We start from the raw sequence: 21984 nt of genomic DNA, 5'->3' as shown, positions 1-21984 counted from the left end.
TCCAAAGTGCCCCAGGCCGTCTCGTTAATCACGATCAACCGGGGCGACATGATGTGTGCGGTCAGGATCAGGTTCTTCTGCACTTCGAAGAATTTGGAGCTTTGGATCGTCGGCAACGGATTTTCCTCGCCGTCCACCGCACCTTGGCTAAGCGCCAAGTACAGCTCCCCAATATTCAACGGCGTCGGCCGGGCGCCCCAGGCCTCCGCCATGGCACGATACGTATCGACCTCCGGGATGCGCAGCTTGAAGCCCTGCATGTCGCCCACACCCTTCACCGCCCGGCTGCCAGAGGTGACGTGGCGCGTGCCGTAATATGTGGATCCGATCACGCGCATATCACGCTTGGTGATCAGTTGCGCGTTCATCGGCTCCACCACGGGGGAGCCGAGGGCACGGCGTATGTGGTCGGGCGAGGTCCAGATATACGGGGCCTCAAGGATCGAGAATGCAGTAACGAACTGGCCGAACTGCGCCGCGCCCTCATCCACCATTTGGATGGCGCCGGAAGACGTCGCCTCGATCACGTCGCGCGATGAGCCCAACTGGCCGCTGGGAAATGTCTCGATGACGACAGCGCCGCCGGTTGCGTCACGGACGTCCTTGGCCACCTTTTCCATCATCACGACGGAGGGGTGCGTTACGGGCAGCACCGTTCCCCAGCGCAGCGTTGTGGCAGCGCGGGCGCGCCCGGTCAGCACAGTAGCGGCAGCAAGCCCGCCTAGGACAGTGCGGCGGTGGATGGTCATGTCGTTTCCCCTCGTCGATGTTAACCGTGCCAGCAGCGCGCGGTGGTCCGTCTTCTTGGTTAGAGCCTAAAGCGCACGGTCGCGATGTGCAACGGGTGGTAACACGCTGACATGTTAGTCTGCACTATGACGAGGTGCTTCGGCCGCTGTTAGGAATTCGCTTGGCAAAGTCTGACGAAATGATGGCGCTCTTTTGACGTAAGACGGCCTCCGCCCCGTATTACTGTCGGCTTGCACATTAAATCGCAGAACACGGACAATCACGGGATGAAATTAGCAATCACAGTGCTTTCTGTCATTGCCGCTAGCTCGATTTGCACTGCATCCGCCAACGAATTTGCGCATGTCCGGCGTTGGAGCATCGAGAGCAACAATGGAACATGCACAGCATCGACGGTTGCAGACGGGACTTCTTTGACGTTCGAGCTGGAACCCGCACCAGTGCTGACGATTCAAAATCCGCGATGGCGAATACCGGCTGGGCTTTATCCGGTTGGGCTCAGTTTCCTGGGCGACAAGGATGTCGAGCGTGATATGACCGTTCCCGCCCACGTCTATTCACGACAGCCGAACCGTATCGTCATCGCATGGGAACGTGCGGAAGACGTTTCCGCGCTAATTGGGGTCAGTTGGCTGCGGTTTCACGTCGGGCCGCATGATTTTACGTTCCTATCGGACGCGTCTGATGTTGCAGATTTGCTGCCGACCTGCGTCAAGGCGCGTCACCGAACCGAGGCGTCACTCCGCTGAGGCACAGGTTGCTATCCGGAGATCTGGCTGGCCAGTAAACCCACGGACAGCGCATAGAGGTCGGAGGGATTGTAGACGCGGATGACACCGAAATTGGCATAGGTCATGAACGCCTCACCGCCGGCGCCATCGGGCATGACAACGGCACCCAGGACATTCGGTTGCGAGAATGCAGAGCCGTCCAGCCGGGTGATGCCGAGTTGCGACCACGCGGCCAACGGGCGGCGGTCGTCGCGTCCGTTACGGTCGACCGCGAACCCGTTGGGCACCCTTATTGGCTGGCCCCACGGCTCGCCGGGCCGCCATCCAGATTTGGCCAGATAGTTCGCGATGGAGGCCAAAACGTCATTGCGGGTGCCCCAGATGTCCCGGCGCCCAGTGCCGTCGAAATCCACCGCGTAGGCGAGGTAGGAGCTGGGCATGAATTGTGGCTGCCCCATGGCGCCGGCATAGCTACCCGTCATGCGTGACAGGGTGATATCGCCCGAATCCAGAATATGCAGCGCGCTGACGAGTTCAGTTCGAAAGAACCCATTATGGCGACCATCCGCTGCCAAGGTCGCCAGGGCCTCGATCACCGAAAACCCGCCCGTAAATCCGCCGAAACTGGTTTCCACGCCCCAAATGGCGACGATCACGCCGGGATCGACGCCGTACCGGCGATTGATCTCGGTCAATGTCCCCCGATTGGCCTGCATGGCCTTCCGGCCCGCCACGACGCGCTGGTCCGACAAGCGGCTGGCGCGATAGCGCTCCCAACTTTGGGTCACTTCGGGCTGGTGGCTGTCCAGTGCCAGCACCTTCGCGTTCGGCCGCAAGCCAGCAAAGGCCCGGTCCACGGTGGCTGGCGTAATCCCGCCCGCGATCGCCTCCGCCCGCACATCCGCCAGGAACGCGGCAAACGGCGTTTCGGCCCGGGCAGCGGCGGCCAGCATGATCGGGAGCGCCGTGGCGGTGAAGGATCGTCGGCTGATCATTGCTGCACCGTGCCATTGGCGCCCAGCGCCTGCAATCGGACAGTCGACGCCGGGGAGCGGCGTTGTTAACAGGGTATGACGGAGAATTGGGGACCACTCATGCAGCATCCAGATCCGCAGCGGCCACCGCCATGAGCGCAAGCTCCCCCGGCGGTCGCATACTTGAAGCGGCGGTCGGCCCAGTCGCAGATGCGGTCACCCGGATGATACCCGGCGCCGTCCTAGGTGTCGTGACTAAGACCGGGGACCGGGCGGTCAAGGCCATGGGCCTGGCGCAGATCGAGCCGACGCCGGCCCCGATGGATCGCCACACCTGGTTCGATCTCGCATCCCTGACGAAGGTCCTGTTCACCACGCCAGCCATCCTTGCGCTGGTGGCGCAGGGGCGCATTGGGCTGGACGACACGCTGTCCACAGCGATCCCCGATCTGCGCCAATATGACCTGAGCGCACCCGAGCGCCACCTGACCCTTCGCCAGTGCCTATCGCACCAGACCCACCTGCCTGCCGTGGAGCCGCTGTACACCTACGGCCAAGACCCGGCGACGCTACGTGCGTTCGTTCTGCAGCGCGTGTGGCGGGCGGGGTCCCCCGTCTACTCGGACATCAACTTCATCCTGCTTGGCATCGTGATCGAGCGGCTAACCGGCGCGCCCCTGCTGGACCAGCCATTGCGCGACGGCCTGTCTTTCCGCCCCGACCCGGTGCAGACCGCTGCGACCGAGCGCTGCACCTGGCGCGGCCGGGTGATGCGTGGGGAGGTCCATGACGAGAATGCATACGCCCTGGGCGGCGCATCCGGCCATGCCGGACTATTCGGAACCGCCGACGCCGTGCTCGATGCCGCACAGGACATGCTGGTTGGGGTCGCCCCAACGCTTGCCGGCGTTCGCGTCAGGCAATCCGCCACGCGCACGCTGGGGTGGGAGGCGCGACACACGGGATGGCCGGGCGGGGACGCATGCTCGGCCGACACGATCGGCCACACGGGCTTTACGGGCACGGGTGTGTGGATCGATTTCGATCGCGGCCTTGCCTGGACGCTTCTCACCAACCGCGTTCACCCTACCCGGCATCGCGACACCGGCATTGCCGGGCTGCGCCGCCGCGTGGGTGACCTGATCATCGAGGCTGCCAATGCAAATTAGGGCATGGCTACGGCGCACGCTGGCGGTCATTACGTTGCTAGGCCTATCCGGCACCGGACATGCCGCCTCCGTCGACGATTTGGTTCGCGCCTACCCGGAGGCGCTAAGCGGCTTCGACGGCGTGAACCTGATTTGGCGCGATGGCACGCGGATGCCCGTCGGGGTTGCCCAGCCCCCACAAACGGCGAAGGAGGGCCAGGAACACGGTTCGATCGCCGATCAATTGGCAGTTACCTACCCGGCGGGCGGACCGCTGGCGGCGCCAACGGATGACCCGGGGCGCACGCGCAACCAGGCCTTCTTCGACAAGATGTACGGTGATTGCAAGGCCGGGCAGGTTGCCCCGAACCTGGTTCGCATCGCATGGCTGCCGAAGAGTGGGGCGCATAACGTGATGATGACCCGGGTCAACGGGCTGGACCGCCGGTTGGAAGCGGTGTCGCGCGAGCTTGACGAACTGCCGCCAGAGGACAGGAAGTTTCTGTATCCCATAGGAGGAACCTATAATTGTCGCAGCATTGCCGGTGCCGACCGGACCAGCATGCATTCCTGGGGTGCCGCGATCGACCTCAACACGAAATTCTCTGATTATTGGCGATGGAGCCGGTCTGCTCGCGGCGAGACAGTGTACAGAAACCGCATCCCACCCGAAATCGTCGCCATTTTTGAACGCCACGGCTTCATCTGGGGCGGGCGTTGGTCCCACTTCGATACGATGCACTTCGAATACCGGCCGGAATTGCTCCACTATCGGCCGGACACCGAGGAGTGATTCTTGACGGGCCAGTGAGCACTTCCTAGCCTGCCGCGCCCACCAAGGCGTGAGCCGCCTAGCCGATCCGATTTGCGTCCCCGCGATGACACTGGAGAGCCCGATGGCCACGCACCACTTTCACCCGACCAGCTATTTCAACGTGATAGGCACGGCCGAGCCATGCCTGCGCGTTGCCGATGGCGACACTGTGGTGACGGATACGATCGACGCGTCCGGGCTTGATGCCAAGGAGGGCGCTGCAGGTAGCCGGCCCAACCCGATGACAGGGCCGTTCTTTATCGAGGGCGCGGAGCCCGGCGACACGCTGGCCGTCCGCATTGACCGCCTGACGCCGAGCCGCGCCACTGGCTGGACCTTCTCGCCCCTGGCCTTCACCGTTCTGGACCCGTCAACAATCGTCGACCGCCCGGCATCACAACGCGTCGTCTGGGATATCGACCAAAAGGCTGGGACCGTCCGGCTGCAAGAACCACCGCCGGGGCTGGAGGCATTCAGCCCGCCGCTGCGGCCCATGATCGGCTGTTTTGGCGTCGCACCAGCAGGCGGGCAGGCATTATCCACCGCCACCAGTGCGCAGAATGGCGGCAATATGGATTACCGCCTGTTTGCGCCAGGCACGACCGCCTGGTTCCCCGTATCCGTGCAGGGCGCGCTGTTCTACCTGGGGGACGGACATGCGTGCCAGGGTGATGGTGAAATCGTCGGCACAGGCATCGAAACGTCATTCGAGATGGAGGTCACCTTGCACGTCTTGAAGCGCACCATCATTTGGCCGCGGGGCGAGACCGCCGACGACATTTTCACAATCGGCAACGCCCGGCCGCTTGATCAGGCGCTGCAACATGCCACAACCGAGATGGTGCGGTGGCTGGCCGAGGATTACGGGCTTGACGCTCGGGCCGCTAGTCACTTGATGGGCCAGGTCGTCCGGTATGACGTCGGCAATGTCTTCAACCCGGCCTATACCGTCGCCTGCCGCATTGCAAAGCGATGGCTGACGAAGAAGTAGGGCAGGGCGTCACCGGGGCAGCAGCGCTGTAAGGAATTCCCTAAGGACTGGCTAGCGCAGACTGTCCGTCAGCTACCATGAACCGCGCTCGTCAGAACGTGATAAGTGTCATTGCCGCGATTAATAATGGCGCTGCCTGCATCTTCGAGAACACGGTCATCATGGAATACATCGAAGAACGCTGGCCAATCCGTCCCTGCGCCCAGAACGCCGGCTGCCAGCGCCCCGCCCGCATGACCGAGGATGTCTGCGACACCTAGTACGAGGCGATAGACTGGGGCTTTGGCAAGATTTTATGGATCAGCCAGGCAACCGGAGACCTGGAGCAAAGGCTACGGGCTCAGGCCGCAGCCCAAATATTGGTCCTACAGTCCTGGTTCACGGAACGCCTGGGCGACGGGCCGTGGTCGGGGACGCAGGATTTGGCCGGGCGGACGCCGCGGTCGCGCCCATGGTGAAACGCTCCGTACATTATGGTCTGGCCCGACCACCGGGACCTGTTTGGCAACATGGCATGAACGGTTGCGTCTGCAGCCGTTCGTCGCACAGACGTTCAAGGAATTTCACGCTGCCGCAGCAAAGATGGCCGAGGCCGCGAACCTTTATATTACCGGGGCCCGGCGCCGCGAATACTGCGACCATCGCCTGGAGTGGATGGTTAAGTCTGGCGGCCGCCTTCGGCGGAGTTCAAGGGTCCGTGATCACTCCGCTCATACTGTCACCGGCATGGTGTGACGGCCACACTGAAACGCCGAAGCACATCAACGCGGCGCTCGTTGGCGTCGCCACCTCGTAGCGTTTCCGCCGCCATAGACAGCGAGCAGCGCCACGCTCCACATTGAGCGCGCGCGCTGTGTGCGAGGGGGTACAAGATGCTGAGTGTTCGGGCGTTTAGCCGGGTTGTCCTATGCACGATCCTCGTCGTAGCTGGCGCTATAATGATTGATGGTGCGGATGCCGCGGAATTACGCATCGGCCTCGCCAACGAGCCGGACTCGATTGATCCTCATTTCCACGACTATGGCGGCAATCTGGCATTGTCGCTGCAGATCTTCGAACCGCTGGTCCATATGGACGAGAAAGGCAATCTGGCGCCCGGACTTGCCACTGACTGGAAAGCCACAGACGATCATAGCTGGATTTTTCATCTCCGCCCGGATGTTCATTTCTCGGACGGTGACCCACTCACTCCTGACGACGTGATTTTTACCCTCGGTCGAGCAGGCAACGTGCCCGGAAGTCCCGCCGGGTTCGGCTCCTATGTTCGTCCAATCGCGGATGTGACAGCGAGCGATGCCAACACCGTCGTTATTCATACCGAAGGGCCAGCGCCGCTGCTTCCCAACTTCCTTTCCCTTGTCGGGATCGTGTCGCGTAAGCTGGGTCAAAACTCCACGACCTCCGACTATAATAGTGGCAAGGCAGCGATCGGCACCGGCCCATATCGGCTCGACACCTGGCGCCGCTCCGACCGTATCGTCCTGCTACGCAACGACGGCTACTGGGGCAAGCCACCTGCCTGGGATCGCGTGACATTGCGCTTTATCGCGAATCCCGCAGCCCGCGTCGCTGCGCTGTTGGCCGGTGACGTCGATATGATAGACAGCGTCTCGGTTCAAGACGTCGCAGTGCTACGGCACAACTCGGCGCTACGTGTTCGCAGCGCCGTTTCCGCCAACATCATTATTTTCGAACCGGACGTTGCGAACCGCAAACCGCCTTTCATCACAGGACCGAATGGGGAGGCGCTGGACCGCAATCCTCTGGCCGATAAACGGGTTCGACAGGCGATTGAACTCGCCATCAATCGCGAGGGTCTCAAGCGGCAAATCATGAATGGCGAGGCGGAAATTGCCAACCAAATCATGCTGCCCGGACAATTCGGTTACGATCCCTCCATCACCACGCCGCCCTACGACCCAAGCCGTGCGAAAGAACTGTTGGCCGATGCTGGTTATAAAGATGGCCTAAAGCTGACATTCCACTGCCAGGGTGACCGCTACGCCGCCGGCCCGGCAATCTGTCAGGCCGTGGCACAGATGCTCGCCCGGATCGGCGTGCATACCGATGCGGAGGTGATGCCACACGCGATCTTCATCGGCCACGCCAATAAACACGAATACAGCCTATTCACTGGGTTCATGCTCATTGAAACCGGGGAGCCGAGTTCACCTCTCGCGGCTACCTTTGCGACACCCAGCCCGACGCGGGATTGGGGCGTCTTCAATCGCGGCCAATATAACGACCCAGCGTTTGACACCCTGCTGGAAGCCGCGCAGACAGAAATCGACGCCCCAAAGCGGGAGGACATCCTGCGCCGGGCCACCAAGCAGCTGATGGACAATGTCGGCTTCTTTCCGCTGCTACATCCACTCGACATCGAAGCGATGCGCGTCGGCCTTGATAACGTGCCGCGCGTCGATGGCTATATTTTCGCCGCTGATGTCGTCGCGGCCAAGTCGCAATAGCATGGCCAGCGACCGCGCGGCTCTAGATAGCAATCGCATACGCCGGCCGGCGTGGATCGGCGCCAGCTTCGATGAGGCCGGTTGCCGGATGGCTCCGAACCAGTTCGACGCAGCCGGCAAGCGATGTCCAATCTGGCCAATCCGCGATGACGTGACCGCGGGCCGCAAGCGCTTCACGAGTGGCCTGGTCGATCCGTCCCTCCATTGCTAGGCGGCCTGGGAAGTAGTCATGCGGGGCTGAGGAGGATGGAAAGGCGTAGGTCGCCACCCGTGGCGCTTCGATGGCGGCCTGCGGCTCCATTCCGAAATGCAGTAGGTTCAACAGCACCTGGAGCATGGCCTGCGGCTGAACATCGTTGCCCGGCGTTCCAATCGGCATGATCCCGCCATCTCGCAGTTCCACCATCGCCGGGCTAGGCGTCAAGCGTGGCCGTTTGCCCGGGGCGTAGCCTGCGGGATGTGCCGGGTCGGTCCGGTTTTGTGATCCGCGGCCAGACACCATCAATCCCGTGCCTGGCACCAGCGGCCCCGTCCAGGAGCCATCGGACGGGGTGGCCGATACCGCATTGCCCCACCGGTCAATGACCGAAACATAGGACGTGCCAGCTTCGACCGGTGGCTCTAACTCAAGGGAGGCGTCAGGATTGGCACTCTCACCGAGGCCGATCACCCGTTCTGGCATACCAGGATGCGCCCGCGCCCGATCAATTGCGGCAGCGCGGCGAGCAATATGGGCGGCTGACAGCATCGTCTCGATCGGAACGTCGACGAAGCGCGGGTCACCCACGTGATACTCCCGGTCGGCAAATGCCGCCTTAAGGCTTTCGATCAGCAGATGGATGTAGTCGGGACTGTTGTGCTGCAGACCATTCAACCCGGCACGCTCAACGATCAGCAGGGCTTCCAAAAGCGTTGGCCCCTGGCACCACGGGCCACAGCCGATAACCTTGTGTCCCTGCCAGTCGATGCGCAGCACCGGCTCCAGCGGAGATTTGTAGTTGGCCATGTCCTGCATGGTCAGATAGCCACCCTCGCGAGCCTGAAATGTCGTGATCTCCCGCGCCAAATCGCCGCGATAGAAGGCGTCACGAGCAGCCTGCAGCCCCGCATCCCGCCCGCGCCCAAGCGAGGCTCGTTCCTGGTCGATCATGTAGCCGATCGAACGCGCCAAATCGGCCTGGACGAATTTGTCGCCGATCACGGGCGGCTTACCCCCGGGCTGGAAGATTGCGGCGTTGTAATCCCACCTTGCATACTCTGCGGCACGCTTTGTCAAACTGCTTTCCAACAGGGCGTAGATCGCAAAGCCCTCTCCGGCAAATCGCATCGCGGATGATGCCACGTCTGCAAAGCTCATCGTGCCATGGCGTTGCAACGCCGTGATCCAAGCATCTGGGGCCGCCGGCACAACGGTGCGAAGGACACCCGGCGGCATCTTGCCACCATGCTTCTCGCGAAACAGGTCCGGGGGGATTAAGGCAGGCCATGTCCCCAGCCCCGCGATGCTTTCGGTCGTGCCGTCGGCCATGCGGATCAGGATCGGTGCGACACCAGCGATGCTCACGATATCGGGCTGCAGCACCCCCAGGGCGAGGCCAGCCGCGCAAGCCGCATCGATCGCATTGCCGCCGCCCTCCAAGATCGAAAAGGCAGCAGCAGAAGCTAGGTAATGCCCTGCTGCCACGGCGTGACGGGTTCCAGTGATGGTCGGGCGGGTGAGAGGCATCGCGCGTCCTCGTATGATTTGTCGGTCGAGACTGGCCCAATCCGATGCATGCACGGTTTTCTAGACAATGTCGTCAATCTGGCTGGGAGTAATGCCCAGTTTGCTCGTCCCGTCCAGCGATGACTGAGGACCCGAGATCTGCAGCGATATACCCGCTAGGACCGAGCGATCGTGCGGGTGAACCCCGCCAGCCGATCCACCACCAGAACCACCGTGGCCGACAACACGATCAACACCACCGCCAATGCCGCAACCAGCGGGTCGGTGCGGCTCTCAGTGTAGCGGAACAACGCGATCGGCAATGTCACCAATCGCGGGCCGACCAGGAACAGGCTAATCACCGTTTCATCGAAACTGACGAGAAACGCCAACGTCGCAGACGCGATCAGCCCCGGCAGAGCCATCGGCAGCGTGACGAGGACGAAACCGCGCCAGGGCCGCGCCCCAAGCGTGGAGGCCGCCTCCGCCATTTCTGGCGGCAACCCGGCGAAGGCGGACATCATCAGCCGCACCACAAAGGGCAACACGACGACGAGATGGCCCAGTGCCAGTCCTGGCCAGGTGGCAACCAAACCGAGCGGCTGCAGCACCATCAGCAAACCCAGCCCGATGACCAGGGTTGGCAGCAGCAGCGGCGCCGCCAACACGCCCGCCACCACGGCTGGCGCGGCACCACGAGCTAACGCGAACGCTGCCGGCACACCCAGCAGCAACGCGATGAGGGCGACCGTCGCAGCTAGGGCCAGGCTGGTCCGCGCGGCTTCCAACATGGCGGCGTTATGCGCCAGCGCCACATACCAGCGAAACGAGAAACCATGCGGTGGGAAGGTGAGATATTGATCGTCGGACAGGCTCATCAACGCAACGATGGCGAGCGGCGACAGCAGAAAAGCGTAGCCGATCCCAGCCAGCAGCGGCGTCACTTTCATGCCGCGCTCCGGCGAGAAATTGCGACTTTGGCGCCACCCAGCACGAACAGCAGCATCAGCGTATAAACCGACAACGCCGCCGCGGCTGGCCAGTCCAATGTCTGCGTTGCCGCGTCATAGATCTCAGTCGCCAGCACAAACACACGGCCGCCGCCCATCAGATGCGGCGTGATGAAGGCGGAGATCGACAGAACAAATGCCAGCAGCCAAGCCGCGCCGATTGCCCCCGCGGTCAAGGGCAGAGTAACGCGCCAGAACGTCCGGATCGGCAGCGAACCCAGGGTGGACGCGGCCTCCTCCAACCTCGGGTCCAGCCGGCCGAACCCGGCCAACAACGCCAGTGTCGCGTATGGCATCACGCTTTCGGTCAACCCGATCCGGACCCCGGCCCAGTTGTTGATCAGTGTCACCGCTGGCAGGCCGAAAAAGCTCAGCACGGCATTGATCAGCCCGTGATCACCCAGGATCACCAGCCAGCCGATCACGCGCGCAGTTCCAGACACCAGCAACGGCGCCACCGCCACCACCGCCAGCAACCCGCGCCACCGGCTGTGCGTGCGAAACAGGAACAGCGCCATGGGATAGGACAGCAGCACCGCCGCCGTGGCCGCCGTCGCGGACAGCACCAGGCTGTCCCAACTCATGCCCCAATTGTAGGAATCGCCGATCAGTCGTTTGTATGTGGCGAGCGACCAGGCTGGGATCAGCACACCGCTCTCATCCGTGACGTTCAGGCTCATGCGCAGCAGCACCAGCATCGGCCACACGAACGCAATCGCCAGCGCCGCCAGCGCAGGGGCGCACAGCAGCCAGCCGGTACTCCGCCTCACGCGGGGAACCACAGCGTGCTATCGGCCGACCAGCCAATACGCACCTGTGTTCCCGCCCGCAGGTCTCGCCACGCGCCGTCCCGCGTACTCATCTCGATTGGCGCCGGGCCAGCATCGGTTTGGACCGTGACATGTGCCACCTCGCCCAGGTAATCCACAGCGGACACACGGCCCTCGAACGTGTTATCGGCCACCGTATCCGAACCGAGCAGACTGATATGGTGCGGCCGGACGAAGATTTGCGCTGTGCCTTGGCCGGCAGCGCCACCAGTCCGCAGCAGCATATTGCCAACCCGGATACCCTCTGCGTCCCACTGCCCCTCGAACCTGGCGCTGCGGCCAACGAAGCGGGCGACGAATGGGGTTGCCGGGTGCTCGAACACTTCGTCGGGCGGGCCTAATTGCGCGATACGGCCGTGGTCCATTACCGCCACCAGATCGGCCATCGCCAGCGCCTCCGCCTGGTCGTGCGTCACGAACAGGGCAGTGGCGCCGACTCGCAATTGAATTGCGCGCATTTCGGCCCGCAACTCCTCCCGCAACTTGGCGTCCAGGGCCGAGAGTGGTTCGTCGAGCAACAGGACGTCCGGCTCGATCGCCAGCGCGCGGGCCAGGGCGACGCGCTGCTGCTGCCCACCCGACAGCGTGCGCGGTTTGGCGTTGCCGTGGTTCGGCAGCCCCACCATCGCCAATGCCGCCGCTACCCGACGCCTGCGGTCCGCCCGGCCAACGCCCTGCATCTGCAGTCCGAACGCGATGTTGGCGCTGGCTGTCATGTGCGGAAACAGCGCGTAAGACTGAAACACCACCCCCATGCGCCGGTGATACGACGGCAGCGCCGTCACATCCCGCCCGTCGACCAGAACCCGGCCGGAATCGGGGCGCTCCAACCCGGCGACCATGCGCAACGTCGTCGTCTTGCCACATCCGGACGGCCCGAGCAGGGCAATCAGCTTGCCACGCGCGACAGATAAATTAATCCTATCGACCACCGGCGTGCCGCCAAATCCGCGGCACAGATCCTCCAGGACGAGATGCGGCGTGTCCGCCATCGGTTTAGCGGGCTCCGGCGGTGATGACCTCCCGCCGCCAACGCTGGTTCCAGTTATCCCGCAGCTTCAGCATCTCGGTCCAATCGATCGGGATGACCTTCGCCTTGTTGTCCGCCGCGTTGGCCGTCCGCTCGGCTGCGGCCGGGTCGATCTGCGCGGTGGTGTTGGTGGGGGCGTAGAACATTCGCTCGGTAAACGCCTTCTGCGCCGGGGCGGACAGGGCGTAGGCGATGAACTTTAGCGCCTCATCACGATGCGGGGCGCCCTTCACCAAATTGATCGTATTGATCTGGAAGATCGTGCCCTCAGACGGCAGCATCACGCCCAAACGCCCCTGGGAGCGATCGTGATACAGCTGCCCGCGCGCGTTCCAGCCCAGCCCCCAGGTCAACGTGCCGTTCAGGATCAGCGCATACGGGTCCGGCTGCGGCTGGAACGTCTGCACGGAGGGCGCCAGCTTGCGCAGTTCTTCGAACGCCGGGTCGGCCTTCTTCCAGTCGCCGGTGGCGGCGTGGGCCAGCACGGCCGTCAACCCCAGGCCGAGAATGTTCGGCGGCGCATCCATGCCGATGCGGCCCTTCCACTTCGGGTCCCACATGGCCATCAGCGAGGTCGGCGCCGGGGTTACAGCTTTCGCATCATACACGATAACCAGGTGGTCGAAGGTGACGCCCGGACCGCAAGTCCCGCCGGCAGCCCGCGCCTGCGGGTCGATTTGGCCCAGCACCGGCAGCATCGCCGGCGTCAATGGCTCCACTAACCCTTCGGCACAGGCCAGCGCCGCGGTCGTCGTGTCCATGATGACGACGTCCAACTGGGGGTCGGTCTTCTGCGTGCGAAGCTGGCCCAGCATCGTCGCCGACGAATCGCCGCTGACGAATTGCAGATTGCCACCGGTTGCCTGGAAAGGCTTGACCACGACGTCGGTGTAATTGTCCTCGAACACGCCGGAATAGGTGAGCAACCGCGCCGGGTCCGCCGCCTGCGCGGCCAGTGGCACAACCAGCGCTAGCGCCGCCGCGGCGCGAAGCAGGCTGCGATTCATGCGAGCACCTTAGCGCTGGCACCAGAAATGGCACCGAGCTTCTCGCCCTTGGCCACCCGGTCCTGCGTTTGAAGGCCACGGGCCTGGGTTTCGATGGCACGCCGGGCTTCGGCCTCCGCCTCGTGCGGGGGCAGTATCAGCACGCCCGTATCGTCGCACAGCACCGCATCACCCGGCATGACCACAACGCCGCCGATGCTGACGGGCATGTTGATGCGGCCGCCCAAATCGTAGATGCGCGTGGTGATCGGCGCCATACCACGGCCCCACATCGGGAAATCGGATGATTCGACCTCTTCGAGATCGGTGCAGGGGCCATCCACCACGCCAGCTACGGCACCGCTAGCCTTCGCCGCAACGGTGACACCGCCACCCCAGCACGCGTGCCGGTCATCCCCCAATCGATCAACGATCAGCACATCGCCGGGCCGCAGCAGCCCCAGCGCATGATGCAGTGCCGTCGAGTCCGGGCCCGGAATGGCCACCGTGAACGCAGTGCCAGCGACCCGGCGCCTGCGGAGCAGCGGCTGGATGCGACGGTCACAGAACCCCCAATGCCGCCAATGGCCGACAGTCGCGGTTTCCGTCTGTTCCAGCAGGGCGATGACTTCGCGGCTGATCTGCGCCGGAGCGGCACCAATCTCGTATTTCGGCATGCTCTTCTCCTATCGGCGGGATCAGATTTTGATGGGATGGGGCATCAAAGCCAAGCAAAAGCAGCCTGCCACCAGCCGATTTTGTGTATACGCAGCGTATGCAATCGCGTCAAACCGCTTGTGGCTTTGGCCGAGCAGGAGAGGTAGAAGCTCGCCCCACAGCGCGAACAGTTCGGGCTCGGTTTAATCAGCAGCTTGCGTCATTTCGGCGTCGCTGAGGAGAAATCACCGCGCCCGTAACTTGACAGTTCAAGCGACCGTTCGGCCTACTGAATTGAGAATACGGGCATAATCCAAGTTGATCAGGCAGTTTGACGCTCCTTGGGAGGAACACGCATGATCGAGCGACGCTGCTTTGCAAACGCGCCGGATGGCAGCCGGATGGGCTACTCGATCTTCACCGGACCAGATCCCGCCAGACCGACTATGCGGTTTGTGTTGATCCATGCCTTGGCAATGGACCGCACCAATTGGACAGAAGTGATTGCGGCTCTGCCGGAATATGCCGCGGTTCTAGCGATGGATTGCCGCGGCCATGGGGTATCAGATGCGGGCGTTGGATCGTTTGGCTTTGACCAATACGCCGACGATATCGCCGCGGTCATGGACGATGCTGGGTGGCCGGACGCGGTCATTGCGGGATGTTCGATGGGCGGATGCGCCGCGATGGCGTTTGCAGCCCGGCACAGCAGGCGAGCGGAAGGCCTGCTACTGATCGACACGACTGCGTGGTATGGCGAGTCCTCAGTGACCGACTGGCAGGCGCGGGCAGATCGGGCGCGCGCAGGCGGCATGGAGGCGCTGCTGGCTTTTCAGACCAGCCGCTGGTTCAGTCCGGAATTCCTGGATCGCAATCCGGCGGGCGTCCGGCGCTGTATCGATGTCTTTCAGCGCAACGAGATCTCCGCCTATACGCGCGCCTGCGACATGCTTGGGCACGCCGACCTGCGCATGCTGCTCCCCCAGATCACCTGCCCAACGCGGGTAATCGTTGGGGAGCACGACTACGCGACTCCACCCACGATGGCAGAGGCAATCTGCGTGGCAATCCTGGGCGCGACCCGCGAAATCCTGGCCGGTGTTCGGCATTTTACAACAATCGAGGCGCCGTTGCCCATCGCCGAGGCCTTGCTTGGCCTGCCCAATGCGCCCACACCCCCGCCTGCAGCGGCCATTCGGTAACGATTCCACTGGCCGCGCGGGCTCGGCGCTGCGGGCCCGGTTCGGCAACCGCTCTGTTGTGAGAGTGCCCGCAGCACCTCTGCATTGGCTGCGATCGTTAATTCCGGCAAGTGACGCGAGTCACACGAGACGCAGCATTACACGGCACCCTTGCCAGGCCGTTGTCGCACTCGGCGCGCCGAGTTAAGCCCGCATTAGCATTTCGGCGGGAATTTGCTGGCATAGCACGGCGGCAGGAGGCTTGCCATGGATGTCACACCATTGCCAATGGACGTTCCCGCCGAGCTCGCACTCGCCGAAGCCGAGTTGGCCGGGGGTTTGCTGCATCCAGCACTCGCACGGGTGTCCGCCGTAGTCCGGCACGATCCGGACCATCCACAAGCGCTTGGCCTCGCAGGGAAGATCGCGATCTTCATGAACCAGCCGGAATCGGGCCTGGCAGCCCTGCAACGTGCGATTATGCTGAACCCCACGTCGGACAGCAGGGTCTGGCTGTCCCTGTGCCTGGAACGGCTTGGCCGCCGGATCGAAGCGTTGGAACACCTCGACATCGCGGTCGAGTGCCTGCCGCAAACGGCTGGTGCGCATTTCGCCATCGGCCTGCTGTTGGAAAATCTGAATTGTTTCGACAGGGCGGCCCGGCTGTATTTAGCGGCTATCGCGCTGGATGCCGGGCATGCTGACGCGCACCATCATCACGGCCGCGTGCTGCACGCGTTGGGACAATTCGACGCCGCCATCGGTTCCTACCAGGCGGCGCTCGATCACGGCGCGAACAAGGCAAGCGTCTACACCGATCTCAGCTCGGCCCTATCGAATTTGGGGCGATTCGATGAAGCAAACCGTGCTGGCGAAATTGCCGTTGCGATGGACCCCGATGCCGCGGATGCGCAGAACAATCTCGCCCATAGCTTGCTGAACCTGAACCGGAGTGCCGAAGCGGTCCGGGTATACGAACGGGCGCTCGTATTGCGGCCGGAATATGCGCGGGCGCATTTCGGCCACGCACTGGCTTTGTTGAAATGCGGCGATTTCGCGCGCGGCTGGGCCGCCTACGAATGGCGCTGGCGCGACTGTCAGACGCCACGAACCGATCTAGCCGTTCCCGCCTGGCGAGGCGAGGCGATCGGCGGCCGCACCATCCTACTCCATGCCGAGCAAGGGTTAGGGGACACGCTGCAGTTCGTTCGACTGGCGTCGGTGGTCGCGGCACGAGGCGGTCGCGTCGTCCTGCAGGTCCCGCGACCCTTGGCTCGCCTGCTACGGAGCGTAGATGGCGTCGCGGAGGTTATTGCCAGCGGTGATCCCCTGCCGCCAATTGATCTTCATTGCCCCGTTGCCAGCCTACCCCATGCGTGTGCGCTACGCCTCGACACCATCCCGACCCGGCCTTACATCCAGGTATCATCGGCAGAAAACGCGCAAAACGGAGCGGCATTGCGCCGCTGGGCGACCGGGCCGGTGGAGCACAGTGCCTTGGTTGTCGGCCTGGTCTGGGCCGGTGATCCGCGGCCGCACGACCCAAACTCGAACCTGGTGGACCGCCGCCGCTCCACCACGCTCGCCTCGCTTGCGCCGCTATTCGACGTTACAGGCGTGAAATTCGTCAGCTTTCAGCTCGGCAAAGCCCAGCAGCAGATCGCCGGATTCGGGCGGCCACTGATCGACGGGATGGTTGGGGTGACGGATTTCGTCGACACCGCCGCGCGCCTGGCCGGGACCGACCTGCTGATCAGCGTCGACACCTCCATCGTCCACCTCGCCGGCGCATTAGGGTTGCCGGTTTGGATGTTGTCCCGCTTCGACGGATGCTGGCGATGGTTGGAGCGCCGGGAGGACTCGCCCTGGTATCCGACGATGCGGATCTTTCGGCAATCCGCGTCGGGTGATTGGCCGGGGGTCGTGGCACAGGCAAGCGATGCATTGCGTTCAATGGTCGGCAAACTACAGATCGCGGCATAGTAACCTGACTTATCGATAGCTCATCGCACCGGGCGCCTGCAGAAGGTTGAGGATCATCACCGCCAGCGCCCCTTCGTCGACCAACTCTGATGCCTTGTCTCTTGGAAACCACGCCCGTGTCCGTTGCGCTTGCTCGCGCCAGGCCGACGCTTCGTGGGTGACGAGCATCAGAAAGACGATGCACTCGCACAAACGATCCTCGCCGCGGTCGAACGATTTGGTGTACGCGTAGGAACCTATCGGTCGCCGACCAACGATGCCCCGGATACCTGCTTCCTGCCGGGCCTCGGTGACTGCGACAACCCGTGGCTTACGGCCCATCATCGGCCAGCCTTTCGGGATGACCCAGCGTCCGACGCCGCGCGAGGTCAGAAGCATCACCTCCGTCTCCCCGCCGGCACCAATTCGATACGGTAATACGCCAAATTGTATATTGCCGGTTCGGTCGGATTTCACCATGGCCTGTCCTAGATCGGAGGACGCATGGGGACAATCATGATGCCATTCGCGAATGAGCGCCATCTCGAAGGCGAAACCGTCACGCCGGTGTCAATTCCTCTCGGCCGGCCCATGACCGTGAGCCGGCCCGCTCATCGGTGGCTCGTGCCTCTATGCAGCCATGCGATGCAGCACGCAGAGCTTGTTGCCATCCGGGTCGCGCAGATAGGCAAGATAGATGCTACCAGTTGTCCCTTGCCGCGGGCCTGGCTGGTCCTCGATTGAGGTGCCACCGTTCTCGACGCCGGCATCGTGCCAGGCAGTAGCCTCTTCGACGCTGTCTGCGGTGAAGCCGATCGTGCCGCCGTTGGCGCAACTTGCCGGGCCGCCATCGATTGGCCGGCTCAACATCAATCGGCCGCCCCGATGGGCATAGATCAATCGACCCCGCGCATCCATTGTGCCCGGCATTCCGCCCATCGTGGCGAATAATGCGTCGTAAAAGAGCTTAGATCGTTCGATGTTGTTGGTGCCGAGCATAACGTGCCTGAACATTGCATTCCCTCTTGTAGCGATCTGTTTATCGATGCCGGATTCATCCCTGAACATATCGCGTCGTTGGCAGGCCGCAATGCGATTTTGGGTATCCTGCGCGCTAATCTGCCGCACGGCAGACGGCGCAGTTAGCCTGAGGGCAAACTCACCTAATGGCTGGGGTGGCCCCAATTGGCGGCGCGCTGAACAACCTGCGCCACGTCCCGCTGCAACATAAAGCCCTCTGCGACAAGCTGCACCGCCGCCGTGCGGATGGCCCGTTCGTAGGCGGTGGTGTCGTTGTAACGATCTTCCATGGGTGGGCGTTGCGGCTTTGCGGAAAGGGAATGCCGCCGTCATCCTCGCAATACGGCCGCAGATTGCTGAGGCAGTGATCGGTGACCTACGGTTTCAGGCAAGCCATCAGGTCATCAGTTTGGTTGCAGCATTGCTGCTTGATCTTCTGACCAAGCTGGTCGCTCCGGCCATCCAAGTAACCAAAGCCGTTCTATTACCGTCCGTTGCCATCGGTCGTGGCCCTACGCGATCTTCCCACGCGACGCGATTGCGGCCGCCCTGCTCAATAGGATCCGCCTTGCAATTGAGGTGGATGAGGCCACCGCATTTGACGCACTGACGGCCGTAACGGCGATCATCGCAAACGGTTGTCACAGCATGGCTTGCCGCCACCGCAGGTTCATCGCTATGTCGGCGCCGTGTTTGAAGGGTGAGCCTTGACCCCGCGCCAGTCCGAGGAAGCCGATTTCGCCGGATTAGCCGGCGAACACGCGACATTGGGCGGTATCAACGAGCAACCTGTCGGTCGATCGACCGGAAATGGCATCTTCACCGAGGTCCAGGCCGGTCTGGATGCAATCATGGCCCGCATCCAGGGTGCCCGCCGGGTTGACTTATCGCGGTACGTCCGAGAGCGCTTCGCCGATTTTGCCGTCGGCACCGCCCGCTGCCGCCTGGACTCTCTAAGGAATACGGTTCGAGCGGACTGGACTCTTCAAGGATTTCGATAGCAGCGATTCGCAGGCGTTGGATTAGGGACGCGTGTTCAACTGTTTGTCCCAAAGCCTGCACGAGCCCTGGACTCTGTAAGGATATCTCCCCTAGGCCTTGGGCGTGCGGCTGGCAAGCGAGATCACCTTAGGTGACACCGGCGGCCGAGATGGCTTCAGGGTCAGTCCGCGATCGGTGATTTCGACATTTGCTGCCGGGTATACGGCAAGCGCCAGGTCCAACGCCGGGCGGAAGAACATCCGGAAGTTGTCCAATCGAGCCACGGACGCCCCAAATTGGCCATGGAGCGCCTTCCAAGAGACTGGGGTAGGCGAGGTCAACGAATGCAGCCGGAATGCCAGCCAGCAATATATGTCGATCGCTTTCGAGTTGTTGGAGATCGACTTGATTGCAATTTCTTCGATCGGAACTGGGTGCTTTTTCAGTTGCTCGAAAAACGACTCGCTGAGCTTAGCTTTCTCGACGAACAGGCTCCCTTGCGCACCGTCATCATCGTCAACGAAGACCGCAGTGTCCAAAATATGCTGATTTACCAAGCCCGTCCGGTTCCCAGACTTGATTTGGAACGACATTTGGCACCGGCTAATCCGCTCCGCCTGGTCTCGCACGGCGGCCATGGACTTGCCGCCTATGGAGATATCGAGCTTGCGGAGCCAGGCATGCAAGCTTTTGCCCAATTCGACTTCGCGGGAGTTGGTCTTCAGCGCTTCGGATTGCAGATAAAGGCAGATCAGGCGTGCGCGAGACCCGTAAGGCACCCCAACCGGGATTGGTGCCCCAGAGGCAGTGTGCCGAAAGCCGGGTTGAACAACGAGGCTCACGTGATCGGTTCGCACCTGCCAAACGGCTTCATCGGCCAGTCTCTTGTGTGGGAGGGCCGATTGCGCCCATCCGCTATACAGAAAGCCGACTTCGCTCTCTTCGGCCGCCATGTAGGTTGCGGCGGCTTCGATGACGTCACGGTCCAGGTCGAATTTCAGCGTGCCGTTCCGGCCGTGTTCTTCGAGAAGCTGGTGGACCCGTGCCATGCTGGTAGCCGCTTGCTAAATTCCATTCGGACAGTGCTGTTTCGCAGGGGCCGTTGTCGACACTGGACTATGTAAGGAGTGTGCTTTCTATCGCTGCTCTCATAGTGGAAAGGTAATAGTGATCCTATAGTGAGTCCTTGAAGAGGCCAGTGGATAGAGCGATAACCTACTGATTCTACGGGTTTGGCAAGAAGCGGCCCTTCCTTGCAGATACCAGCCTGTCGCCTTACAGAGTCCAGTAACTTACTTGAATAGTCCAGTCCAGTTAGCAGCCTCCTGATCCGACGGGGCTCGGGCGGCCGGTATCGGTGAGACTATCCCGAGTCGCTGGATCACGATCCTTGCAGAGTCCAGCCAGCTCCAGCGTTTTGGCGGGCCGGGTTTCGTGGCGTCGCCGATAGCTCCATGGTTATGTTCTGCCACGTCTAGCCGGACGCCTGAGGAACAGCCGCCGGGCGGCGGCGAGGGAGAGCCAAATGCCTGATCCTACAAACCAAGGTGCGGCAGCCGTAAGGCCGGGGGCGGGCGTGGTCGCGAGTGCGCATCCCCGGGCCTCGGAAGCGGGGGCACACATGCTCGCCAATGGTGGGAACGCATTCGATGCCGCCGTCGCGGTGGCGGCCGCGCTGAACGTTGTCGAGCCTTATATGTCGGGCCTGACCGGCATGGGGTTCGCGACGATGTGGGTGGCGGCCGAACAGCGGGTGCGGGTGTTGGACTTCGTGCCGCCGATCCCCCGTTCTTTCCCGGCGGACCGCTTTCAAAAACGCGCCGAACTGCTGTCCGGCCCGGCTGCCGTGGGCCCGCCGGGCAATTTGGCGGGTTGGTGCAAGTTGCGGCAGACATACGGCAAGCTGCCGCTGGCGCGGGTGCTGCAGCCTGCGATCCGACTGGCGGACGACGGATTTAGCCTGAGCGCCTTCGGCGTCGAAGAACTGACAACCTATGCCCCCATCCACGCCGCCGCTCCGGGCTACGGCGAGGCGTTCGGCAAAGCCTTCCCCGTGAGCGACAGCCCGGCCATTCACCGCCCCGATCTTGCGGCTACGCTCCGCCTAATCGGGGAAGAAGGGCCGGACGTGTTCTATCGCGGCGCTTTGGCCCGGCGCATGATCGCCTGGCTGACCGAACTTGGCGGCACGCTGACGATGGAAGACTTGTCCGAAATTGGCCCTGTGTGGCGGGAGCCGATCTCGGCGTCATATCGCGGCCTGCAAATCCACCTCCCGCCGCCCCCATGTGAGGGGTTCCAGATGCTGCTGACCCTCCGCATCCTCGAAGGGTTCGATGTCGCCGGGCTGGGTCGGGAAAGTCCAGAACATCTCGACCTGGTTATCCGGGCCACTCGATTGGCCGCGGGCATCCGGATTGCCAACAACCTGCCTGACCCAAAACAGTTGGCCGCGCTGTTGTCGGAGGAGGCGGTGATTGCACTGCGCGATCGGGTGCGTGCCGGCGGCGGCATGCATGGTCCGACGGAACAGTGGATTTGCGAACCCGCACCCGGCGGCGACCCTGGGCATACGACATCGTTTTCGGTTGCGGACGATGCTGGCAACCTCATCTGCGTGACGCAGAGCCTGGGTTCGGTTTTCGGCAGTGGGGTCGTTATTCCCGGGACGGGGTTGTGTCTCAACAACTTCCTATATTGGGCGGATGTCCAACCCGGCAGCCCCAACCGTGCCAAACCGGGCATG

22 protein-coding genes are annotated in these 21984 nt (G+C 62.8%); 10 read left to right on the top strand and 12 right to left on the bottom strand.

The features are described from left to right. Nucleotides 1-749 (bottom strand): DctP family TRAP transporter solute-binding subunit (locus tag GSQ76_RS14130; RefSeq protein ID WP_158744554.1); only part of this gene is annotated, 749 nt, incomplete at its 3' end. A 267-nt stretch (nucleotides 750-1016) separates the two neighbouring features. Between GSQ76_RS14130 and GSQ76_RS14125 the strand changes: the two genes are divergently transcribed. Continuing rightward, the gene (locus GSQ76_RS14125; RefSeq protein ID WP_158744553.1) at nucleotides 1017-1499 is read left to right on the top strand and encodes a hypothetical protein; all 483 of its coding nucleotides are present in this window, start codon (nucleotides 1017-1019) and stop codon (nucleotides 1497-1499) included. A gap of 11 nt (nucleotides 1500-1510) precedes the next feature. On the opposite strand, the gene GSQ76_RS14120 is transcribed toward GSQ76_RS14125, so the two are convergent. Then, nucleotides 1511-2476, bottom strand: a complete 966-nt coding sequence (locus GSQ76_RS14120) for a lytic transglycosylase domain-containing protein (RefSeq protein WP_158744552.1) — start codon at nucleotides 2474-2476, stop codon at nucleotides 1511-1513. Between the two features lie 131 nt (nucleotides 2477-2607). On the opposite strand from GSQ76_RS14120, the gene GSQ76_RS14115 reads away from it, so the two are divergent. The 5 genes from GSQ76_RS14115 (at nucleotide 2608) to GSQ76_RS14095 (ending at nucleotide 7876) form a co-directional block, all read left to right on the top strand. Then, nucleotides 2608-3624 (top strand): serine hydrolase, encoded by a 1017-nt coding sequence (locus tag GSQ76_RS14115; RefSeq protein WP_158744551.1) that lies wholly within the window; start codon nucleotides 2608-2610, stop codon nucleotides 3622-3624. Next, entirely contained in the window at nucleotides 3614-4396 is a 783-nt protein-coding gene (locus GSQ76_RS14110; protein WP_158744550.1) for a M15 family metallopeptidase, read from the top strand. The genes GSQ76_RS14115 and GSQ76_RS14110 overlap by 11 nt, the downstream gene beginning before the upstream one ends. A 103-nt stretch (nucleotides 4397-4499) precedes the next feature. Then, complete coding sequence (locus GSQ76_RS14105) at nucleotides 4500-5408, top strand: acetamidase/formamidase family protein (RefSeq protein ID WP_158744549.1); 909 nt, start codon at nucleotides 4500-4502, stop codon at nucleotides 5406-5408. A gap of 77 nt (nucleotides 5409-5485) precedes the next feature. Then, the gene (locus GSQ76_RS14100) at nucleotides 5486-5668 is read left to right on the top strand and encodes a hypothetical protein (RefSeq protein WP_158744548.1); all 183 of its coding nucleotides are present in this window, start codon (nucleotides 5486-5488) and stop codon (nucleotides 5666-5668) included. Nucleotides 5669-6346: 678 nt separating this feature from the next. Further along, nucleotides 6347-7876: an ABC transporter substrate-binding protein gene (locus GSQ76_RS14095; protein ID WP_158744547.1), complete on the top strand. Its 1530-nt coding sequence runs from the start codon at nucleotides 6347-6349 to the stop codon at nucleotides 7874-7876. A gap of 22 nt (nucleotides 7877-7898) precedes the next feature. Here GSQ76_RS14095 and GSQ76_RS14090 read toward each other — a convergent pair whose 3' ends face one another. The 6 genes from GSQ76_RS14090 to GSQ76_RS14065 form a co-directional block, all read right to left on the bottom strand. After that, on the bottom strand, nucleotides 7899-9602 hold the full coding sequence (locus tag GSQ76_RS14090; RefSeq protein WP_158744546.1) for a gamma-glutamyltransferase family protein: 1704 nt from the start codon (nucleotides 9600-9602) through the stop codon (nucleotides 7899-7901). A gap of 155 nt (nucleotides 9603-9757) precedes the next feature. After that, nucleotides 9758-10531: an ABC transporter permease gene (locus GSQ76_RS14085; protein WP_158744545.1), complete on the bottom strand. Its 774-nt coding sequence runs from the start codon at nucleotides 10529-10531 to the stop codon at nucleotides 9758-9760. Further along, on the bottom strand, nucleotides 10528-11361 hold the full coding sequence (locus GSQ76_RS14080) for an ABC transporter permease (protein ID WP_254070407.1): 834 nt from the start codon (nucleotides 11359-11361) through the stop codon (nucleotides 10528-10530). The genes GSQ76_RS14085 and GSQ76_RS14080 overlap by 4 nt, the downstream gene beginning before the upstream one ends. Continuing rightward, a complete protein-coding gene (locus GSQ76_RS14075) occupies nucleotides 11358-12413 on the bottom strand; it encodes an ABC transporter ATP-binding protein (RefSeq protein ID WP_158744544.1) in 1056 nt (351 codons plus the stop codon). Before GSQ76_RS14075 ends, GSQ76_RS14080 begins: the two co-directional genes overlap by 4 nt. A gap of 4 nt (nucleotides 12414-12417) precedes the next feature. Further along, a complete protein-coding gene (locus tag GSQ76_RS14070; protein WP_158744543.1) occupies nucleotides 12418-13458 on the bottom strand; it encodes an ABC transporter substrate-binding protein in 1041 nt (346 codons plus the stop codon). Further along, nucleotides 13455-14114, bottom strand: coding sequence for an RraA family protein (locus GSQ76_RS14065; protein ID WP_158744542.1), 660 nt, complete (start codon nucleotides 14112-14114; stop codon nucleotides 13455-13457). The genes GSQ76_RS14070 and GSQ76_RS14065 overlap by 4 nt, the downstream gene beginning before the upstream one ends. Nucleotides 14115-14450: 336 nt before the next feature. Between GSQ76_RS14065 and GSQ76_RS14060 the strand changes: the two genes are divergently transcribed. Both GSQ76_RS14060 and GSQ76_RS14055 read left to right on the top strand, forming a co-directional pair. After that, on the top strand, nucleotides 14451-15296 hold the full coding sequence (locus GSQ76_RS14060) for an alpha/beta fold hydrolase (protein ID WP_158744541.1): 846 nt from the start codon (nucleotides 14451-14453) through the stop codon (nucleotides 15294-15296). Between the two features lie 246 nt (nucleotides 15297-15542). Continuing rightward, nucleotides 15543-17258, top strand: a complete 1716-nt coding sequence (locus GSQ76_RS14055) for a tetratricopeptide repeat protein (protein ID WP_158744540.1) — start codon at nucleotides 15543-15545, stop codon at nucleotides 17256-17258. 9 nt (nucleotides 17259-17267) lie between these two features. Here GSQ76_RS14055 and GSQ76_RS14050 read toward each other — a convergent pair whose 3' ends face one another. From GSQ76_RS14050 to GSQ76_RS14040, 3 genes are all read right to left on the bottom strand, one after another. Further along, nucleotides 17268-17717 (bottom strand): NUDIX hydrolase, encoded by a 450-nt coding sequence (locus tag GSQ76_RS14050; protein WP_158744539.1) that lies wholly within the window; start codon nucleotides 17715-17717, stop codon nucleotides 17268-17270. Nucleotides 17718-17867: 150 nt separating this feature from the next. Beyond that, nucleotides 17868-18251: a VOC family protein gene (locus GSQ76_RS14045; RefSeq protein WP_158744557.1), complete on the bottom strand. Its 384-nt coding sequence runs from the start codon at nucleotides 18249-18251 to the stop codon at nucleotides 17868-17870. 149 nt (nucleotides 18252-18400) lie between these two features. Continuing rightward, nucleotides 18401-18547 carry an alpha/beta hydrolase domain-containing protein gene (locus GSQ76_RS14040; protein WP_158744538.1) on the bottom strand — a complete coding sequence of 49 codons (147 nt, stop codon included), beginning with the start codon at nucleotides 18545-18547 and terminating at the stop codon, nucleotides 18401-18403. Nucleotides 18548-18964: 417 nt separating this feature from the next. On the opposite strand from GSQ76_RS14040, the gene GSQ76_RS14035 reads away from it, so the two are divergent. Further along, on the top strand, nucleotides 18965-19258 hold the full coding sequence (locus GSQ76_RS14035) for a hypothetical protein (protein ID WP_158744537.1): 294 nt from the start codon (nucleotides 18965-18967) through the stop codon (nucleotides 19256-19258). 90 nt (nucleotides 19259-19348) lie between these two features. Here the strand turns inward: GSQ76_RS14035 and GSQ76_RS14030 are convergent, their stop codons facing one another. Beyond that, nucleotides 19349-20287, bottom strand: coding sequence for a replication protein RepA (locus GSQ76_RS14030; protein ID WP_158744536.1), 939 nt, complete (start codon nucleotides 20285-20287; stop codon nucleotides 19349-19351). Nucleotides 20288-20763: 476 nt separating this feature from the next. Between GSQ76_RS14030 and GSQ76_RS14025 the strand changes: the two genes are divergently transcribed. Next, nucleotides 20764-21984, top strand: a 1221-nt coding sequence (locus GSQ76_RS14025) for a gamma-glutamyltransferase (protein ID WP_158744535.1), incomplete at its 3' end; no start/stop codon positions are given.

This window comes from Acidisphaera sp. L21, from assembly GCF_009765685.1.
Classification (GTDB): Bacteria; Pseudomonadota; Alphaproteobacteria; order Acetobacterales; family Acetobacteraceae; genus LMUY01.
The sequence above is the reverse complement of the archived record's forward strand: the minus strand, read 5'-3'. Positions and strand labels throughout refer to the sequence as shown.